Genomic DNA, 18,193 nt, shown 5'->3' on the forward strand with positions numbered 1-18,193 from the left:
CCTTTTTAAACTAGTCAAATCCACCTGAGGCATACCATGGCGCAAGACACTCCCAAAGACAACGCAGGTTTTACTTTGCCAGTTCCGGCGTCCGCGCCGCCTGCCGCCGATGCACCGGCTGCCGGCGCTGCGGCCACCACGGCCACCACGTCCACCACCGAGCCTGCGCCCGCGCTCGATCCTGCCAGCACGACCGATACCTCGTCGCGCGATACCCTGATCGGCGGCGTCGTGCTGTTGCTGCTGTTCATCGCCTTTTTCTTTGCCAAGAACGCCTATGCGAATGGCCTGGTCGCCAAGCGCGTGCCGCCGAACAAGGCCAATGCCTCGGGCTGGTGGCTGTTCATCTTCCTGGCCAGCCTGGCGACCGGCGTCGTGCTGGCGGCCGTGAACGCGCATAAATTCCTCGCGCCACTGTTCATGGGACCGCTGGTGCTGGTGGGCCTGGTTGCCCTGTTGCTGACATTTACCTCGAGCCGCCGTTAAGCACGCCGTAACACGCTTTATCCAAGGAATCACATGGCAGAGAACCTGAACCAAACCATCACCGGCGGCGCCAGCGAGCGCAAGCAGGACAAGATCATCGAACTGCGGCCGACCCTGTTCATCGGTATCGGCGGCACGGGCATGCAGGTGCTGATGCGCGTGCGCCGGCGCGTCCTCAACACCCTGTGGGGCGGCGCGGGCAACCGCACGCGCATCGAGGGCTTGGCCGACTTTCCCATCGCGCAATTCATCCATTTCGACCTCGACAATGGCGCCGTGATCGAAAGCGGCGAGTCGCAGGCGAAGGACTTGCAGTTCGACCAGGTGAAGTTCACGGACGATGACAAGGTGGTCGAATCGTTCGACATGGACAAGTACAGCCGTGATGAAGATTCCCTGGAGAAGTATCCGCACATCAAGGAATGGCTGCCGTTGACGCCGCAGCGCATCCGCGAATTGCGTTTCGACATGAGCAGTGGCGCCGGCCAGATCCGCGCCGTCTCGCGCCTGTATTTCTTCGACAAGTACGCGAAGATCCGCGACAAGATCCGTTTAAAGTTGAAAGCCCTGAAGGCGGGCCTGTCGCACGAGCGCCAACTGGCCGAACTGGGCTTGCGCATGGAAACGAACCGTTTCCGCATCGTCATCGTCGGCTCCGTGGCGGGCGGCACGGGTTCCGGTTCCTTCCTCGACATGGGCTTGCTGGCGCGCTGGCTGGCGCGCAGCGAAGTGGGCGCGGCCGACGTCGAGCTGATGCTGTTCTTGCCGACCGGCTACACCAAGGCCAACAAGGACCGGGTCGAGGCCAATGGCTATGCGGCGCTGATGGAGCTGGAATCGGCCATGATGGGCAACAAGGGCTACGTGGGCCGCTGGGATGCGTACGACCGCCCGGAACTGACGCGCGAGCCGTACAGTGAAGTCTACCTGATCGATTCGGGCAACCTTGCCCAGCAGCACACCAAGGATGTCAGCGATGTCTACCACATGGTGGCCGATTCGCTGTTCGAGGATTTCGCCTCGGCCGACTTCGCGCGCGCCAAGCGCTCGATCGCCGTCAACCAGGCGCAGCACAAGAACTCGCTGTACAACGCGCCCGTGCCACAAGACCGTTTCGGCGACATGCGCTTGTATTTCTCGAAGCGCTTTTCCTCGTTCGGCATGGCCGTGCTCGACACGCGCCAGGAAGCGGCGCGCGATGAGCGGGCTCACCGCTGGGCCGGCGCCATGCTGCAAGCGTTCTTTGGCGTGGGCGGCACGGATGCGGGCGCCAACCGCGCCACGGATACGCAGCGCGATAATTTTCTCGCCGCCAATATGTTCCTGAAGGGCACGCCCTTCAGCGATTTCCCCGAGTTTTCCGACAAGAGCATCGAGCTGAAGCGCTCGAGCGGCGACTTCATCGATTTCCGCGTCGTCGACGAATTGCTGGAAGACCGCCACGGCCACTTGCTGGCCGGTGTGGAAAACCGGGTCAACACGCGCATTAACGATATCCGCACGGGCTTTGACCGCAGCGAATGGCCGGCGCAGGTGCGCGATGCCATGAAACATCTGGAACGCGACGCCGTGCGTGACCAGGATTCCACGGCCGACACGACGGAAGACCGCATCAGCAAGCGCCGCCGCGAAGTGCTGGAAGACGTCAAGAAAGTCGTGCGCGACCAGCTGTATGGCTACCTGGACAACAAGGAATTCGGCGGCCTCGAATACGTGCTGTCCTTGGTGGAACAGATCAAGGACCGCATCGAGGCGCCGGGTAGCGGCTTGACGGCGCAGATCGGCAACAATGCTGAGCGCTACCGCGAAATCAAGGAAGCCGTGCGTTCGCGCGAATACGAGCGCCTGCTGAACAACCTGGAGCAGACGCGCAGCACCTTCGGTTTCCTCAGCAATGGCGAAAAGCAGGCCGGCGTGGTGATGGATCACTTGCGCACGGAAATGGCGAATGCGCTGAAATTCCATCTGCGCGCCAAGGCGGCGGACGAGTCCGTCATACTGCTGGGCGAACTGTCGCGCTGGCTGGGCAACCGGGTAGGCGTCGATGCGCAAGGCCGCGCGCAGTGGAATGGCCTGGTGGGCGAGCTGCAAACGGGCCGCGAAGGCGTGCTGGCCATGCTGGCGGAACTCAAAACGGCGAATACGATTTTGCAAAAGGACCTGGACAAGGAACACGCGACCCTGATCGTTATTCCCGTCACGGAAAAAGACATTGCGCTGCCATCGGCGGCCACCTTGCGCCAGTGGGCCGATGAAGCGTTCAAGGACATGGGCGGCTCGAAAGCGCTGTTCCCCATGCTGGGCGAACCGGCGCAACGGGGCTTGATCCTGGCCAAAGTCACGCGCATGGCCGAGAACATGATCGCCACGACCAGCCTCGTGGAAGGGGCGACAAGCACGCCCGACCCCCTGTTCGAGGCGCTGGAACAGATGGACGTGTCCGAACGCCTGGACCGCTTCCGCAAGCTGCTGGCCTGCTCGATGCCGTGGATCGACGCCAATATGGCGGGCGACTTCACGGTCGTGTCGGACCAGTTCAAGTGCGTGATCGGCGTGGCCAATGCGGCCGCCTTCAAGGCCAAATTCGGTGCCGAGCTCGAATCGTGCGTGCCGACCCAGGTGGGCATCACGGTGAGCCAGCTGGAAATCGTCGAAACGGGTATCCGCGGGCGTGCCGTCTGCTATTGCGAACTGGCCGGCGTGCCGATGACGGTGTTGCGCGGCCTGGAAGGCTGGCGCACCAGTTACCGCAAGGAAGGCGACAACGACAAGGCGCCGACCCACACGCACATCGATCCGACGCAATTCACGCACCCGATCGCGCCGAACACGGACGAGATGAAGCGCCTGGCGGAAGACTTCGGCGAATTCCTGCAAGCGATCATGCTGGGCGTGCTGACGCGCCACACGGGCCGGGTCGTGCCGCCGGGCCAGTACCAGTTTGCCGTCGAGCCGGGCGACTTGCGCCGCATCGGCAATGAACGGGCCATCCGCCAGAACGGCATGCCCGCTTCGTACGAGAAAAATATCGCTTTGCGCATCGAAGAAAAATTGACGGCGCTTGACGCCGTGCAGACGGCCGCCATGGCGGCGCTGGCAAAATACTATGAACGCACCGTGTATGCGCCCAAGCTGGTGGCGCAGGCCGATGGTTCGCAGCTGCCGTACGTCGGTTTTGGCAGCGCCATTTCCGCCGAAGTGGGCGCGCGCCTGCGCGAATCGGCGCGCCGCAAGGGCATGGCCAGCGATGAGCTCGACCGCACGGTGCAAACCCTGCTTGGCCGCCTGAAGGAATGGGCAAACGTCATCGGCGACTCCGACAGCGATGCTTATGACTGGGAAGTGCGCGAGCCGGAAGCGGACGGTCAGCCACGCCTGAAATACGCAATCAAGGCGGAAATGCTGGAAGCGGGGCGCCTCGAACAATTGCTGCGCCCGGCCGGCGCGGCCGCTGCCCCGGCGGCAGCCGTGTTCGGCATGGCGCCACCACCGCTGGGCGGCATGCCCCCGCCGCTGGTGGAATACCAGTATTTCCTGGGTATTAATGGCCAGCAGCAGGGACCGTTCACGGCCCAGCAGATCGTGCAATACGTGCAGGCGGGACAGGTAGCACCAGGCACCACCAAGGTGTGGCGCGCGGGCTTGCCGGCCTGGGCCGACCTGGCCCAGTTCCCCGAACTGGCGCCCTTGTTCCTCAGCGCGCCGCCACCGTTGATGCCGCCGCCATTGTGAACGCTGGAATGACGTTGGAATGAAGGATTAGTTTTGGATATCTGTAACAAATGCAAGACGGGTCTGTGGACCGTTGTCAGCCATTGCCCGTACTGCGGTCACGCGGTGGCGGGCGCGGCCAAGCCAGCCGCGGCCGTGCCGCCGCCGCTGCCTGTGCCTCCGCCAGTAGCGCCCAAGCCACCGCCTGTGCCGGTGGCGCCTGCGCCCGCACCGAAAGCGCCACCGAAACCGGCTGTCGTTCCACCGCCAGCGCCGCCGCAGCCGGCCCAGCCGAAAGCCGTGCCCAAGCCCGCGCCCGCGCCGCCATCGCATCAACCCGTGTCATCACCGCCACGCAAGTGGCTGCGCTGGCTGGGCGGCATCGCCGTGCTGGCGGCCGTCATCGTCTACATGAATGGCAAGCCGGGCGGCAAGAATGAATCGGCCTGCAATGACGCCATCGACAGCGGCTTGAAACTGGTAGCGAATGGCAGCCTGGACGGTGCCCGCCAGAAGCTGGCGACGGCGAAGAATGTATGCACAGGCAAGTCCAGCGCCAAGGCCGACGATTTGCAGGCGGCCATCGGCAAGGCCGGGGCTGCATCCAGCGGTTGCCAGCGCAGCGTGCGTTCCATCGAGCGCGCTATCGATGGCCATCAATTGCAAAGCGCCGCCAAGGGCATCGCCGGGCTCGACATCGATTGCGCGGGCGCAGCGAGCGTGGATTCCTTGCGCAAGCAGCTGGCGCGCCAGCAGGCGGCAGCCGCGTCCGTACTGGTGGGCGTGCGCCAGGCGCTCGATGGCAAGGATGCGACGGCGGCACAAAATGGCATTGCCAGACTGGAAGCGATCGACCGCGAAGCGGTGGAATTGCCGCAGTTGAAGGCGGACGTGCAGGCGCTGTCGGCGGCTGCGGCGCCGGCGCCCGTTGCAGCTCCGGCTGCAGTCCCGGCGCCCGTGCCGACGCCGGCACAGCAGGAACCGGCGCCCGCGCGCGCGGTCGAACGTTCAGCGGTGGCCGAACGCCGTCCGCTGGAAACGTCGCCCGTCGATAGCGGCGCGGCCATGCGCAACGAAATGGCGCAATCGTTCCTGCGCGACGCCGAGCGTTCTTTGCTGGAAGGCAAGTTCGATGCGGCCAAGACGTATCTGGAAAGCGCGCGCCGCGTCGATCCGGGCAATGCGCGCATCGACAATCTGTCGCGCCGCATCCGCGAGCGCGAACGGCAAGTGCTGCAGACGGAAACAACGATCAATTAGCTATCTGGGGAGTCACCATGCTGAACCACACCACCTTGCGCGCGGCCGCTGCGCTGACCATCGCGGCCATGCTGGCCGGCTGCGCCACGGCGCCGATGAATCCGAACGGCGTGCGCCAGGATAGTTCCTATCCGCAAGGTGGCGCCCAGGCGGCCACGGATGAGGACCCGTGCAGCGTGGGCACGTCGGCCGCTGCCGGCGCGGCCGTGGGCGCGCTGCTGGGTGCGCTGGCGGGCGGCAAGAATGGCGCGCTGAAAGGTGCTGCCATCGGCGGCGGCCTGGCGGCAGCCGGTTGCCTGGCCATCAATGTCAATTCGCGCCAGACCAAGACGGCGGCGCAGGCGGACCGCGACTACATCCGCACACGCGGCGCGCTGCCGCGCGAGCCGCAAGTGGTGTCGTACACGCCGCAGCTGAGCACGTCGACCGTCAAGCGCGGCCAGCCGTTCAAGGTCAATTCGGTGGTGGAACTGGTCAACGGCAGCGCGCAAAGCGTCAACGACGTGCGTGAAGAGCTGGTGGTGCTCGATCCGCAAGGCCAGCCATTCAAGTCCGGCTCGAAAGCCCTGGCCAGCAACAACAAGTCGGGCGGGCGTTTTGAAAACTCGTTCGAGCTGACCTTGCCGGCCGGCGTGTCGCAAGGCGTGTATGGCGTCAAGACGAATCTGTACGTGAACGGCAAGCTGGCCGCCACGCGCGACTTGCGCACGCAGCTGGTGATGCTGGATGTGGATACGCGCGTTGACGCGCAGCTGGCGCTGCGCTGATCGCCGTATGCAAAAGGGTAGGTCGGATTAGCGGGGTAAAGCCCCGCGTAATCCGACAACACCACTAACGCCAACAATGTTGTCGGATTACGGCCCCTTGGGCCTAATCCGACCTACGCGCCACCCTGATATCCGTGCTGGCGCCAGGCCTCATACACGACGACCGCCACCGTATTCGACAGATTCAAACTGCGGTTGTCCGGGCGCATCGGCAGGCGGATGCGTTGCTCGGCGGGAAAGCCGTCGCGCAGGGCCGGGTCCAGGCCTTTCGTTTCCGAGCCGAACACGAACACGTCGCCCGGCAGGAAGGCCACGTCGCCGAACGGGCGCGAGCCGCGCGTCGTCATGGCGAACATGCGGGACGGGTCGGGCTGGGTGTCGGCCAGGAACGCTTCCCAATTCTTGTGCACCTTCATGTTGGCGTAATCGTGGTAATCGAGGCCGGCGCGCTTCATCTTGGCATCGTCGAGCGGAAAGCCCAGCGGTTCGACCAGGTGCAGCTGCGCACCCGTATTCGCGCACAGGCGGATGACGTTGCCCGTATTGGGCGGGATTTCAGGTTCTACCAAAACAACGTGAAACAAAATGCTCTCCTTATATAAGTGATGCTAGCGTGGCGGCGTGCGCGCCACCACCAGAATGCTGACCCTGGCCGCGCCCGCGCTCTTGCAGGCGGCGGCCAGGGCGTTGACGGTATGGCCGCTGCTCATCACGTCGTCGACGATGCCGACATGACACCCTTGCAATAACGGCGCGTATTCTGGCGCGATGGCGAACGCGTGCGCCAGGTTGGCTTGCCGTTCCTGCGGCGCCACGCCGCTTTGCGCCCGGGTTTCGCGCACGCGCAGCGCCAGACGGGGCTGCAAAGCTACGTCCAGCAGGCGCGCCAGCGGACGGGCAATTTCCAGCGCCTGGTTAAAACCCCGCTCGGCCAGCCGGGCCGGCCCCAGCGGCACGGGGCACAGCAGCTGCGGCGCTTCCCACTCTGGCTGTTGCTGAATGGCAACGTGCAGCAGTTCTGCCAACAGGGGCGCCAGCGCCAGGCGCGCGCCGAATTTCAGCTGCAGCAGCAACTGGTCGACGGGCGCCGCATAATCAAACGCCGTGATCGTGGCGTCATACGCGGGCCGCTGGCGCAAGCAGCGTCCGCACAGCAGCGCCACATCGTCGAGCGGATTGGCGCACTGGCGGCAGCGGTGGCGCAGTTGCCCGCGTCCTTGTCCCAGGTACTGCGCGCGGCAGGGCGGGCACAGCACTTGCGGGCAGCCGATGCCGCACAGCGCGCACTGGGCCGGCAGCACCGTGGCGCCCAGCCACTGGCGCAGCGCCTGCCACGCGGCATCAAGGCGGTGCCGGGTGGCGGTTCGCATCGCGATGGCGTCGTTCCATGTACACTGCCGACATTATCTCACCTCACCGGTTTCAACATGCCAGTTCCCACCAGTCCGCCCAAAATGAGTGCGCCCATCGATGCGGTGCAAGTACGCGATTTCTTTTCCCGTCCGGCGCGCGTCGCGCCATCGGACTTCCTGCGCCGCGAAGTGTCGGCACGCATGCACGAGCGCCTCGAGCTGGTGAAAATCACGCCGCACCGTGTGCTTGACGCCGGCTGCGGTCCGGGTGCGGACCTGGCGCAGCTGCAAAAGGATTATCCCGCCGCGCAGATTATCGGTCTCGATGCAGCGCAAGCGATGATGCAGGCGGCGCGCGCGCCCGCGTCGAAACTGGCCAGTTTGAACCAGTTCCTCAGCAAACTCTTGCCAGCCAAGGCGGGCGTGGATTTGCTGTGCGGCGACCTCGGCGACTTGCCGCTGGCGCAGGGCAGCATCGACCTCGTGTGGTCCAACCTGGCGCTGCACTGGCATGCCCAGCCCGACCGCGTGTTTGCCGAATGGCGGCGCGCGCTGCGCCTCGATGGCTTGCTGATGTTTTCCTGTTTCGGTCCCGACACCTTCCGCGAAGTGCGCGACGCCTTTGCCGAGGCGGACTTGTATCCGCACGCCTTGCCCTTTGTCGACATGCACGACTTTGGCGACATGCTCGTCGAGACGGGCTTTTCCACGCCCGTGCTGGATATGGAGATCATCACGGTGACCTACGACACGGCGGAAAAACTGCTGGCGGACGTGCGCGCCTTTGGCGGCAACCCGCTGACCACGCGCCGGCGCGGCCTGATGGGCAAGGCGGCCTGGCAGCGCATGCTGGCCGCGCTGGAAAAAACGCGCCGCCCCGATGGCAAGCTGGGCCTGAGTTTCGAGGTGATCTATGGCCACGCCTTCCGTCCCGCACCGCGTGTGACGCGCAACGGGGAAGCCATCATTCGATTCGACTTGCCGCGCAAACCCAAATAAAAGCGCAAAGAAACCGATACTTGGTCGGCATCCGCGCGTTAATGTTGCAGCAAGCGTTGCAAAGCGTGCGGCGGCCGGGAGAAGGGCGCGCACAAAGCCGATTATTGCTTGATGGATTCAAGTTTACTTGATTATAATCGTTGATTGTTTGTCAGCTTGTTAAGTAGAAAAAACAAGGGCTGCATACAAAATAAAAAAAACAAAGCGAGACGAATTCGAAGTTACTGCATTAGTATAGTAACCATCTTCCACACGAGGCCATTTCGATGTGGGGAAGAAAAACAGGGTTCCAGCATGGTTGCGCGCCGCCGTTTTTGCTGCGGCAGCCAGCATGGAATTCGCTGGTGCTTGACGCACATGGCCGCATTCTGGCCGTGTTGCTTTCATGGAGGAGCGGCAGCGGTCCAGTACGGAGAAGTCCGCAGCCGTTTAAAATATCATTATTTTTTGGGTGGTTGGGGAAAACATGACACATGCAAAGCGACTTCAATCGTTGCTGCTCGGGCTGTCTTTGACAGCGTTTGGCATCGGGCGATGGGCCACGGCGGCACCGGCTGCCGGCACCTATCCCGGCACCGGCGGTCCCGTGCCGTTCGAAATGAATCTGCAACCGCCGGCGACACAGATCGCCCATGAAATCTACGATTTGCACACCCTGATGATGATCATCTGCCTGGTGATCTTCGTGGCCGTGTTCGGCGTCATGTTTTATTCCATCTTCAAGCACCGCAAGTCCCTGGGCCACAAACCGGCCACTTTCCACGAAAGCACCACCGTCGAGATCGCCTGGACCGTCGTGCCTTTCCTGATCGTCATCGGCATGGCCCTGCCTGCCACGCGCACCGTCGTCGGCATGAAGGATACTTCGAACGCCGACATCACCATCAAGGCCACGGGCATGCAGTGGAAATGGGGCTATGACTACCTGAAAGGCGAGGGCGAAGGCATTTCCTTCCTCTCCAACCTGGCCACGCCGCGCTCGCAAGTGGGTGCGCCAGGCGCGCCGCCGACGGAAAAACGCGGTGAGAACTACCTGATCGAAGTCGATAACGAAGTCGTCGTGCCGGTCAACAAGAAGATCCGCGTGGTGCTGACGGCCAACGACGTCATCCACGCCTGGTCCGTGCCCGCCTTTGGCGTGAAGCAGGATGCGATTCCCGGTTTCGTGCGCGACACCTGGTTCAAGTCTGACCATATCGGCACCTTCCGCGGCAATTGCGCCGAGCTGTGCGGCAAGGAACACGCGTTCATGCCCATCGTCGTCAAGGTCGTATCAGCCGATGACTACAAGGCCTGGGTTGATGTAAAACAAAAGGAAATGGCGGCATTGGCTGATGATCCAAGCAAGGTGTGGACCATCGACGAATTGAAGGTCAAGGGCGAGAAAGTGTATGCGGCCAACTGCGTGGTCTGCCATCAGGCGACAGGCAAGGGCGTGCCCGGTGCGTTTGCGCCGCTGGACGGCTCGGCGGTGGTGAACGGTCCGAAAGCGGATCAGATCCACATCTTGCTGAACGGGCAAAAGAGCGGCAAGTATCCCGCTGAAATGCCAGCCTGGAAGCAGCTGTCCGACACGGAAATTGCCGCAGTGATCACTTACACGCGCAATACCTGGTCGAACAAGGCCGCAGAGAACATCGTTCAACCAGCCGAAATCGTGGCTGCACGCAAGTAATTAGGAGCCGCATATGAGTACTAGCACGAGCATTAGCACCTTGGACCACGCCGGTCACGATCACGACCATGCCCACGACCACCCGACTGGCTACCGCCGCTGGCTGTTTGCCACCAACCACAAGGATATCGGTACCCTGTACCTGTGGTTCTCGTTCATCATGCTGCTGTCGGGCGGCGTGCTGGCCCTGATGATCCGTACGGAACTGTTTCATCCAGGCCTGCAATTCTTCCACCCTGAATTCTTCAACCAGCTGACCACCATGCACGGCCTGGTGATGGTGTTTGGCGCCATCATGCCCGCCTTCGTCGGCTACGCCAACTGGATGATCCCGCTGCAAGTGGGCGCGTCCGACATGGCGTTTGCCCGCATGAACAATTTCTCGTTCTGGCTGCTGCCGCCGGCCGCGCTGCTGCTGGCCACGTCCTTCCTCGTGCCGGGCGGCGCCACGGCTGCCGGCTGGACCCTGTATGCGCCGTTGTCGACGCAGATGGGCCCCGGCATGGACATGGCGATTTTCGCCATGCACCTGATGGGCGCCTCGTCCATCATGGGCTCGATCAACATCATCGTTACCATCCTGAACATGCGCGCGCCGGGCATGACCCTGATGAAAATGCCGATGTTCTGCTGGACCTGGCTCATTACCGCCTATCTGCTGATCGCCGTCATGCCCGTGCTGGCCGGCGCCATCACCATGACGCTGACGGACCGCCATTTCGGCACCTCGTTCTTTAATGCGGCAGGCGGCGGCGACCCCGTCATGTACCAGCACATCTTCTGGTTCTTCGGCCATCCCGAGGTCTACATCATGATTCTGCCGGCCTTCGGCATCGTCTCGCAGATCCTGCCCGCGTTTGCCCGCAAGCCCTTGTTCGGCTACGCCTCGATGGTGTACGCCACGGCTTCGATCGCGATTCTGTCCTTCATCGTCTGGGCGCACCACATGTTTACCACCGGCATGCCGGTGACGAGCCAGCTGTTCTTCATGTACGCGACCATGCTGATCGCCGTGCCGACGGGCGTGAAAGTGTTCAACTGGATCGCCACGATGTGGAAGGGCTCGATGACGTTCGAGACGCCGATGCTGTTCTCGGTCGGCTTCATCTTCGTGTTTACCATGGGCGGCTTCACGGGCCTTATCCTGGCCGTCACGCCGATCGACATCCAGCTGCAGGATACCTATTATGTGGTGGCGCATTTCCACTACGTGCTGGTGGCCGGTTCGCTGTTTGCCCTGTTCGCCGGCTTCTACTACTGGTCGCCGAAATGGACTGGCTATATGTACAACGAAACGCGCGGCAAGATTCACTTCTGGCTGTCCCTGATCACGTTCAACGTGACCTTCTTCCCGATGCACTTCCTGGGCCTGGCCGGCATGCCGCGCCGCTACGCCGATTATCCGGCGCAGTTCACGGACTTCAACATGATCGCCTCGATCGGCGGCTTCGGTTTCGGCCTGATGCAGGTGTACTTCCTGTTCTTCGTGGTCTTGCCGACCATCCGCGGCGGCAAGGCTGCGCCAGCGAAACCATGGGAAGGCGCGGAAGGCCTGGAATGGACCGTGCCGAGCCCGGCGCCTTTCCACACATTTGAAACGCCGCCGACCGTGAAATGAGGTATCCCGGGCCGGCGTGTTGCGCGGCCCGTCTTGAATAAAGTGCCTGTCATGACCGAAGTGAAAACTGAGCGTAAAAAACCGAACAACCTGCGTACCGGGCTGATACTGGGGGGGCTGGCGGCCTTCTTCTTCCTGTCCGTGTTCGTCAAGCGCATGTGGCTCTGACGTGACGACGCCCAATCAACAGGAAACACGCGGCCTGAACCGCAAGATGCTGGGCAAGCTGCTCGTCATTGCCGTGCTGATGTTCGGCTTCGGCTATGCCCTGATTCCCGTCTACAAGCAGATTTGCGAAGTGATGGGCATTAACGTGCTGACGCAAAAAGATGGCACGGTGGCCTACGACAACAATACGCAGGTCGACACGACGCGCAGCATCACCGTCGAATTCGACGGCAATGCGCAGGGGCCATGGCGCTTCCGCCCGACGGTGTCGAGCATGCAGGTGCATCCGGGCGAACTGGTGACCGTCATGTATGAAGTGGTCAACACGCAAAACCGCGTCGTCAACGCGCAAGCGATCCCCAGCTACGCGCCGCAGAGCGCCACGCCGCATTTCAAGAAGGTCGAGTGCTTCTGCTTCAAGCAGCAGACCCTGAAGGCCAAGGAAGCGCGGCAGATGCCGGTGGTGTTCTTCCTCGATCCGGCCCTGCCGAAAGAGGTCAAAACCATCACGCTGTCGTACACGTTTTTCGAGATTGCCGGTCTGAGCCAGGCTCAGACGCCGGCCGTCCAATAGGAGAGTGGCATGGGCGAATCCAAGCAGCCTGAAAAAGCGTCGTTCCTGTATTCGCTGCGGGCCGTCGTGTGGTCGTTCACGGGCTTGCGCCGCAAGAGCGATTTCGACACGGATTCGGCCAAGCTCAATCCCGTGCACATCGTCATCGCCGGCTTCCTGGTGGTGGCTTGCCTGATCGGCATCCTGATTTCAATTGTTAAATTCGTCGTTTTATAAATTATAAAAAACCACCCTATAAGTTTTTGAGGAGATGATGATGAGTTCCAACCACGCCGCCGTACCCTATTATTTCGTGCCCGGCCCGTCGCGCTGGCCCATGCTGGGCGGCGCCAGCCTGCTGCTGACCATGATCGGCGCATCGGCCTGGGTCAACGACGTCTCCTGGGGCCCGTACGTCAATTACCTGGGCCTGGCCGGCATCCTGCTGGTGCTGTATTTCTGGTTCGGCGACGCCATCAGCGAGTCCGAGCAGGGTCTGTACAGCGAGCGCATCGACCACTCGTTCCGCTGGAGCATGAGCTGGTTCATCTTTTCGGAAGTCATGTTCTTCGCCGCCTTCTTCGGCGCCCTGTTCTATGCGCGCAGCATCTCGATGCCATGGCTGGCCGATCTCGATCACAAGGTGATCTGGCCCGATTTCGCCGCTCAGTGGGGCAATACGGGCCCGGCCGGCACGGTGCAGGAATTCACCACCATGACGCCGTTCTGGATTCCGACCATCAACACGGCCTTGCTGCTGCTGTCGGGCGTCACCCTGACCATTTCGCACCACGCGCTGCGCGCCGGCCACCGCGGCATGACGGCCTTGTTCCTGTTCGCCACGATCTTGCTGGGCGCTATCTTCATGGGCTTCCAGGTCTATGAATACATGCACGCGTACAGCGAACTGAACTTGAAATTGACGTCCGGCATCTACGGCGCCACCTTCTTCATGCTGACGGGCTTCCACGGCTTCCACGTGACCCTGGGCGCCATCATGCTGTCCGTCATCCTGTACCGCGTGCTGAAAGGCCACTTCACGCCGGAACACCACTTCGGCTTCGAAGGCGCCGCCTGGTACTGGCACTTTGTCGACGTCGTCTGGCTGGGCCTGTATGTGGTCGTGTATTGGTTATAATGGCGGGGCAGGGCGCGCGCGGTTAGCGCTTGCGCCTGCACCAGTAAAAAAGCCGTACCGGGACATCCTGGGTACGGCTTTTTTCTTAGTCTAAGAATTTTGCTAACCAAGCAACCCCAATAGGSGCGGATTCCGTCCCGCAGGGACAGACCCCAGCATTTAATGAATGCCCGTCGGCTGGATATAGCCGAGCTTGTGCGCCAGCAGGATCAGCAGGAACAGGGTGATCGACAAGCCCACGCGCAGGGCCAGCGCTTGCACGGTGCGGTTGCTCTTGCCCTTGTCGCGCATGAGGAAGAACAGGGCCGAGCCCAGGCTGCCCAGGATCAGGATGAAGGCAATGGCAACGAGGATTTTCATGGATGGTAGCGCCAGGCTTGAGGAGGTTTCATTGTAATGCGTATCCGCTTCCATTTTAGATGGATTCCATTTGTTGTAATGCTGCTACTGGTGGCGCTGGGCGTGTCGCTGGCGCAATGGCAGCAACGCCGTGGCGACGAGAAAGTCGCGCGCGCCGCCCGGCTGGAAGCGGGCAACCAGGCCGCGGCGCTGTCCTTGACGGCCGCGCCCATGTTGCCGGCCGATGCGCAAGCGATCGAATACCGCAGGGTCACCGTCACGGGCCATTTCGTGCCCGCCTGGACGGTCTACCTGGACAACCGCCCCTACAAGGGCCAGGCCGGTTTTCATGTGCTCACGCCATTCCAGATCGACGGTTCAGCCATGCATGTTCTCGTGGCGCAGGGCTGGCTGCCGCGCAACAATGCCGAGCGCACGCGCATTCCTGATTACACGACACCGGCCGGCACCGTCACCATTAGCGGTATCGCGCGCCTGAACGCGGGCCATGTGATGGAGCTGGGCACGGCGCCGGCCCTGGCGCCGCACGCCATCGTGCAAAATGCCGATATCGGCCAGCTGGCCCAGGCCAGTGGCCTGGCATTGCAGCCATTCATTCTCGAACAAACAGTTGACACAGCAACGGCGCCAGCGTCCAGCCAGCTTCCCGTGCGCGACTGGCCGGCGCCCGACCTGGGCGCCGACAAGCACCGCGGCTATGCATTCCAGTGGTACGCACTGGCACTGATGGCTTTTCTATTTTTTGTCTTTACAGGATTTCGACGTGCAAACAAACAACCCTGAAGCAACGCAAGACAGCAGCAATAAACAGGCACAAAATACGGGACGCTGGAAACTGCTGGCCGTCGTGGCCGTATGCGCGTTTCCCATCATCGCCTCGTATTTCACGTATTACATCATCAAGCCCACGGGCCGCAACAACTATGGCGCCTTGATCGACCCGCGTTTGTACCCAATACCCGAGGTGCAACTGCAGGTGACGGAACTCGATGGCAAGGCGTCGCCGCTGGCGCAATTCAAGGGCAAGTGGGTGCTGTTGCAGACAGGGGCGTCCGACTGCCAGGAAGCGTGCAAGAAGCAATTGTTTGACATGCAACAACTGCGCCTCATGCAGGGCAAGGAACGCGAACGCCTGGAACGGGTCTGGCTGGTGACGGATGCCCAGCCGCTCGATACGCTCGTGATGCGCGAATTCGACGGCACCAGCATGCTGCGCGTCAATAGCGACGCCTTGAAAGCGTGGCTGCCCGTGGAGCCGGGCGGCAAGACCAGCGACCATTTTTATTTGATCGATCCACTGGGCAATCTGATGATGCGCTTCCCGAAAGACGCTGACCCGAACAAGATCAAGAAAGACATTGCCAAGCTGCTCAAAGCTTCGGCGATCGGTTGAGGGGTCTGCATGCCGACGATGCATCTCTCCGCGCTGGCCCAGCTGGGCTTGACGGGTCTGCTGGTGGCGCTGCTGCCGCTGACCATGGTCTGGGTGTCCGCGGACGCCAATAAATACCGCAAGCTCGTGTGGATCGCCGTCTTTTTGACGGTCGACCTGATCATGTTTGGCGGCTTCACGCGCCTGTCCGACTCGGGCCTCGGTTGCCCTGACTGGCCAGGCTGCTATGGCTCGGCCAATCCTTTCCTCGCGCACGAGCACATCGTGGCGGCGGAAACCCTGATGCCGACGGGGCCCGTGACGGTGGTCAAGGCGTGGATCGAAATGACGCACCGCTACCTGGCCATGGCCATAGGCGTCTTGATCGTGGCGATGATGGTGCAGGCGTGGCGCCAGTGGAAGAAAAGCAAACGTGCCGAGTTCGCGCCTGCGCTGCCCACGGCGCTGTTCCTGTTCGTCTGCCTGCAGGGCGCGTTCGGCGCCTGGACCGTCACCCTGAAACTGCAGCCCGTGATCGTCACCATCCACTTGCTGCTGGGCATGGGCTTGCTGGCCATGCTCACATGGCTGGGCGGGCGCCAGGACCATGCCGTCCAACCCTTGCTGCGCGCCGATGCGGACGCTGCCGTGCTGCGCCCCGTGCGCGCGCTGGCCGTCATGTCGCTCGTGCTGTTAACCGTGCAGATCGCGCTGGGCGGCTGGGTGAGCACCAACTACGCCACCCTGGCCTGCACGGATTTCCCCCTGTGCGGCGGCAAGGTCATTCCGGAAATGGATTTCGAGCATGGCTTCCATCTGTGGCGCGAACTGGGCAAGACGGCCGCCGGCCATTACTTGCCGTTTTCCGCGCTGACGGCCATCCACTGGGTGCACCGCAATTTCGCCTTCATCGTGCTGGCCGGCATCGGCTACACCGTGTTTCGCGCATGGAAGCTGCCGTCCTTGCGCGGCACGGCACGCTGGGTTGCGCTGGTGCTGGTTCTGCAGGCGGCCACGGGCCTGGCGACGATTTACTTGAGCTGGCCATTGTCGATTGCCGTCCTGCATAACGGTGGGGCGGCGCTGCTCGTGTTATTGCTGACCATGTTAAACTATAAGGCTAAATTCCAACTCGATGTAGCGCGGAAATCTGCTTCCGCCTCCGCGCCAGTGCCCTCGGCACCAGCCAGTCCTTCCCGTATCGCATAAATGACTACTCAGACCATCAGCCGTAAACCATCCCCCCGCATCGCCCAGTATTGGGCGCTGACCAAGCCCCGCGTGACGCAACTGGCCGTGTTTTGCGCCGTCATCGGCATGTTCCTGGCCAGCGAGGAGTTGCCCGACTGGCGCGCGGTGGTGTTCGGCACCATCGGTATCTGGCTGCTGGCCGGCGCCGCGTTTGCCGTCAATTGCTTGGCCGAGCGCGAGATCGATGCGCGTATGGCCCGCACGGCGCGCCGCCCGATGGCCATGGGCGACATCACGGTGAAACAGACGGTGGTGTTCGCGCTGGTGATCGGCGGCCTGGGCATGGCGATTTTGTACCACCTCGTCAATCCGCTGACCATGTGGCTGACCTTTGTCACCTTTGTCGGCTATGCCTTGATCTACACCATGGTGCTCAAGCCCGCCACGCCGCAAAACATCGTCATCGGAGGCCTGTCCGGCGCCATGCCGCCCGCGCTGGGCTGGGCCGCCGTCGCCAACGACGTGCCGATGCAGGCCTGGCTGCTGGTCCTGATCATTTTCGTGTGGACGCCGCCGCATTTCTGGGCCCTGGCCATGTACCGCCGCGACGATTACGCGCGCTCGGGCCTGCCCATGCTGCCCGTCACGCACGGCTTGAAGTTCACGCAATTCCACGTCTGGCTGTATTCGATCGCGCTGGCCGCCACCACCTTGCTGCCGTACGCCGTGCGCATGAGCGGCCTGATCTACCTGGCTTCGGCCGTGGTGCTCAACGCCGGCTTCCTGTATTACGCGTGGAAAATGTACCGCCACTACACGGACTTGATCGCGCGCAAGGCGTTTACGTTTTCCATCATCTACCTGGCCTTGCTGTTCGCGGCCTTGCTGGTCGACCACTACATTCCTATCGGCACATGAAAAAATACCTGACACTGTTGTTGGCGGCCGCGCTGGTCGCCGTCCTGGCCGGCTGCGGCAAGCCAGCGGCGACCAAGCTGGCATTCAAGAACACGGACGTGACGGGCCTCGGCTACGCGCGCGAGTTCGCGCTGACGGACCACACTGGCCACCCGCGCACCCTGGCCGACTACAAGGGCAAGCTGGTGCTGGTGTTCTTCGGCTATACGCAATGCCCGGACGTATGCCCCACCACCATGGCCGACATGGCCCAGGTGATGCGGGAAATTGGGCCGCAGGCGGACCAGGTGCAAGTACTGTTCGTCACCGTCGACCCCGAGCGCGACACGCAAGCCTTGCTGGCCGAATATGTGCCGGCCTTCGACAAGCGCTTCGTCGGCCTGTATGGCGACGCGGCCGCGACGGCCAAGGTGGCCAAGGAATTCAAGGTGTATTACGCCAAGGTCGAGGGCGAGACGGACAGCAGCTACACGGTCGACCACACGGCCGGCACCTATGTGTTCGACCGCGAAGGCAAGATCCGCCTGTTCGTGCGCCACGGCGAAAAGCCTGCCGCCATCGCGCACGATCTTAAACTTCTGCTATCCTGACCCGGTCGCGCCGCTAGGCGCCATCTTCAGGACAT

The 18,193-nt window shown here is 62.4% G+C and carries 20 protein-coding genes; 16 read left to right on the forward strand and 4 right to left on the reverse strand.

The window, feature by feature from the left end; all coding sequences use genetic code 11:
• Positions 1-36: 36 nt before the first annotated feature.
• The 4 genes from AC4BCN_RS05650 to AC4BCN_RS05665 are packed head-to-tail and all read left to right on the forward strand — an operon-like array spanning position 37 to position 6,224.
• Positions 37-486, forward strand: coding sequence for a hypothetical protein (locus AC4BCN_RS05650; RefSeq protein ID WP_490492755.1), 450 nt, complete (start codon positions 37-39; stop codon positions 484-486).
• 33 nt (positions 487-519) lie between these two features.
• Positions 520-4,218 carry a tubulin-like doman-containing protein gene (locus AC4BCN_RS05655; RefSeq protein ID WP_083293046.1) on the forward strand — a complete coding sequence of 1,233 codons (3,699 nt, stop codon included), beginning with the start codon at positions 520-522 and terminating at the stop codon, positions 4,216-4,218.
• A 33-nt stretch (positions 4,219-4,251) separates the two neighbouring features.
• A complete protein-coding gene (locus tag AC4BCN_RS05660; RefSeq protein WP_490492756.1) occupies positions 4,252-5,457 on the forward strand; it encodes a hypothetical protein in 1,206 nt (401 codons plus the stop codon).
• 17 nt (positions 5,458-5,474) lie between these two features.
• Positions 5,475-6,224 (forward strand): hypothetical protein, encoded by a 750-nt coding sequence (locus AC4BCN_RS05665; RefSeq protein ID WP_490492757.1) that lies wholly within the window; start codon positions 5,475-5,477, stop codon positions 6,222-6,224.
• 113 nt (positions 6,225-6,337) lie between these two features.
• Here the strand turns inward: AC4BCN_RS05665 and trmL are convergent, their stop codons facing one another.
• Together trmL and AC4BCN_RS05675 are read right to left on the reverse strand one after the other, a co-directional pair.
• The gene (gene trmL / locus AC4BCN_RS05670; protein WP_034749018.1) at positions 6,338-6,808 is read right to left on the reverse strand and encodes a tRNA (uridine(34)/cytosine(34)/5-carboxymethylaminomethyluridine(34)-2'-O)-methyltransferase TrmL; all 471 of its coding nucleotides are present in this window, start codon (positions 6,806-6,808) and stop codon (positions 6,338-6,340) included.
• Positions 6,809-6,832: 24 nt separating this feature from the next.
• Positions 6,833-7,594, reverse strand: coding sequence for a phosphoribosyltransferase family protein (locus AC4BCN_RS05675; RefSeq protein WP_490492758.1), 762 nt, complete (start codon positions 7,592-7,594; stop codon positions 6,833-6,835).
• A gap of 57 nt (positions 7,595-7,651) precedes the next feature.
• Here AC4BCN_RS05675 and AC4BCN_RS05680 point away from each other — a divergent pair, with 57 nt between their 5' ends.
• On the forward strand, positions 7,652-8,575 hold the full coding sequence (locus tag AC4BCN_RS05680; protein ID WP_034749015.1) for a methyltransferase domain-containing protein: 924 nt from the start codon (positions 7,652-7,654) through the stop codon (positions 8,573-8,575).
• Positions 8,576-8,734: 159 nt separating this feature from the next.
• Here AC4BCN_RS05680 and AC4BCN_RS05685 read toward each other — a convergent pair whose 3' ends face one another.
• Complete coding sequence (locus AC4BCN_RS05685; RefSeq protein ID WP_128141319.1) at positions 8,735-8,962, reverse strand: hypothetical protein; 228 nt, start codon at positions 8,960-8,962, stop codon at positions 8,735-8,737.
• Positions 8,963-9,041: 79 nt separating this feature from the next.
• On the opposite strand from AC4BCN_RS05685, the gene coxB reads away from it, so the two are divergent.
• The 6 genes from coxB to AC4BCN_RS05715 are packed head-to-tail and all read left to right on the forward strand — an operon-like array spanning position 9,042 to position 13,727.
• Positions 9,042-10,250 carry a cytochrome c oxidase subunit II gene (coxB, locus tag AC4BCN_RS05690; RefSeq protein ID WP_128141320.1) on the forward strand — a complete coding sequence of 403 codons (1,209 nt, stop codon included), beginning with the start codon at positions 9,042-9,044 and terminating at the stop codon, positions 10,248-10,250.
• 13 nt (positions 10,251-10,263) lie between these two features.
• Positions 10,264-11,868: a cytochrome c oxidase subunit I gene (gene ctaD / locus AC4BCN_RS05695; protein WP_490492759.1), complete on the forward strand. Its 1,605-nt coding sequence runs from the start codon at positions 10,264-10,266 to the stop codon at positions 11,866-11,868.
• Between the two features lie 51 nt (positions 11,869-11,919).
• Positions 11,920-12,036 carry a cytochrome oxidase small assembly protein gene (locus tag AC4BCN_RS05700; protein ID WP_217494662.1) on the forward strand — a complete coding sequence of 39 codons (117 nt, stop codon included), beginning with the start codon at positions 11,920-11,922 and terminating at the stop codon, positions 12,034-12,036.
• 1 nt (position 12,037) lies between these two features.
• Entirely contained in the window at positions 12,038-12,610 is a 573-nt protein-coding gene (locus AC4BCN_RS05705; protein ID WP_490492760.1) for a cytochrome c oxidase assembly protein, read from the forward strand.
• Positions 12,611-12,619: 9 nt separating this feature from the next.
• The gene (locus tag AC4BCN_RS05710; protein WP_034749002.1) at positions 12,620-12,826 is read left to right on the forward strand and encodes a DUF2970 domain-containing protein; all 207 of its coding nucleotides are present in this window, start codon (positions 12,620-12,622) and stop codon (positions 12,824-12,826) included.
• A gap of 40 nt (positions 12,827-12,866) precedes the next feature.
• Positions 12,867-13,727, forward strand: a complete 861-nt coding sequence (locus AC4BCN_RS05715; RefSeq protein ID WP_070305721.1) for a cytochrome c oxidase subunit 3 — start codon at positions 12,867-12,869, stop codon at positions 13,725-13,727.
• A gap of 159 nt (positions 13,728-13,886) precedes the next feature.
• Here AC4BCN_RS05715 and AC4BCN_RS05720 read toward each other — a convergent pair whose 3' ends face one another.
• Positions 13,887-14,087: a twin transmembrane helix small protein gene (locus AC4BCN_RS05720; protein ID WP_034748996.1), complete on the reverse strand. Its 201-nt coding sequence runs from the start codon at positions 14,085-14,087 to the stop codon at positions 13,887-13,889.
• A gap of 36 nt (positions 14,088-14,123) precedes the next feature.
• Here AC4BCN_RS05720 and AC4BCN_RS05725 point away from each other — a divergent pair, with 36 nt between their 5' ends.
• The 5 genes from AC4BCN_RS05725 to AC4BCN_RS05745 are packed head-to-tail and all read left to right on the forward strand — an operon-like array spanning position 14,124 to position 18,158.
• Positions 14,124-14,870, forward strand: coding sequence for an SURF1 family protein (locus AC4BCN_RS05725; RefSeq protein WP_490492761.1), 747 nt, complete (start codon positions 14,124-14,126; stop codon positions 14,868-14,870).
• Positions 14,851-15,480 (forward strand): SCO family protein, encoded by a 630-nt coding sequence (locus AC4BCN_RS05730; protein WP_490492762.1) that lies wholly within the window; start codon positions 14,851-14,853, stop codon positions 15,478-15,480. The genes AC4BCN_RS05725 and AC4BCN_RS05730 overlap by 20 nt, the downstream gene beginning before the upstream one ends.
• Before the next feature lie 18 nt (positions 15,481-15,498).
• Positions 15,499-16,668: a COX15/CtaA family protein gene (locus tag AC4BCN_RS05735; RefSeq protein WP_490493576.1), complete on the forward strand. Its 1,170-nt coding sequence runs from the start codon at positions 15,499-15,501 to the stop codon at positions 16,666-16,668.
• Complete coding sequence (cyoE, locus tag AC4BCN_RS05740; protein WP_128141325.1) at positions 16,669-17,568, forward strand: heme o synthase; 900 nt, start codon at positions 16,669-16,671, stop codon at positions 17,566-17,568.
• Positions 17,565-18,158 carry an SCO family protein gene (locus AC4BCN_RS05745; RefSeq protein ID WP_490492763.1) on the forward strand — a complete coding sequence of 198 codons (594 nt, stop codon included), beginning with the start codon at positions 17,565-17,567 and terminating at the stop codon, positions 18,156-18,158. Before cyoE ends, AC4BCN_RS05745 begins: the two co-directional genes overlap by 4 nt.
• The last annotated feature ends 35 nt before the right edge of the window (positions 18,159-18,193 follow it).

The sequence above is a fragment of the Janthinobacterium sp. Bl 1 genome (assembly GCF_058215535.1).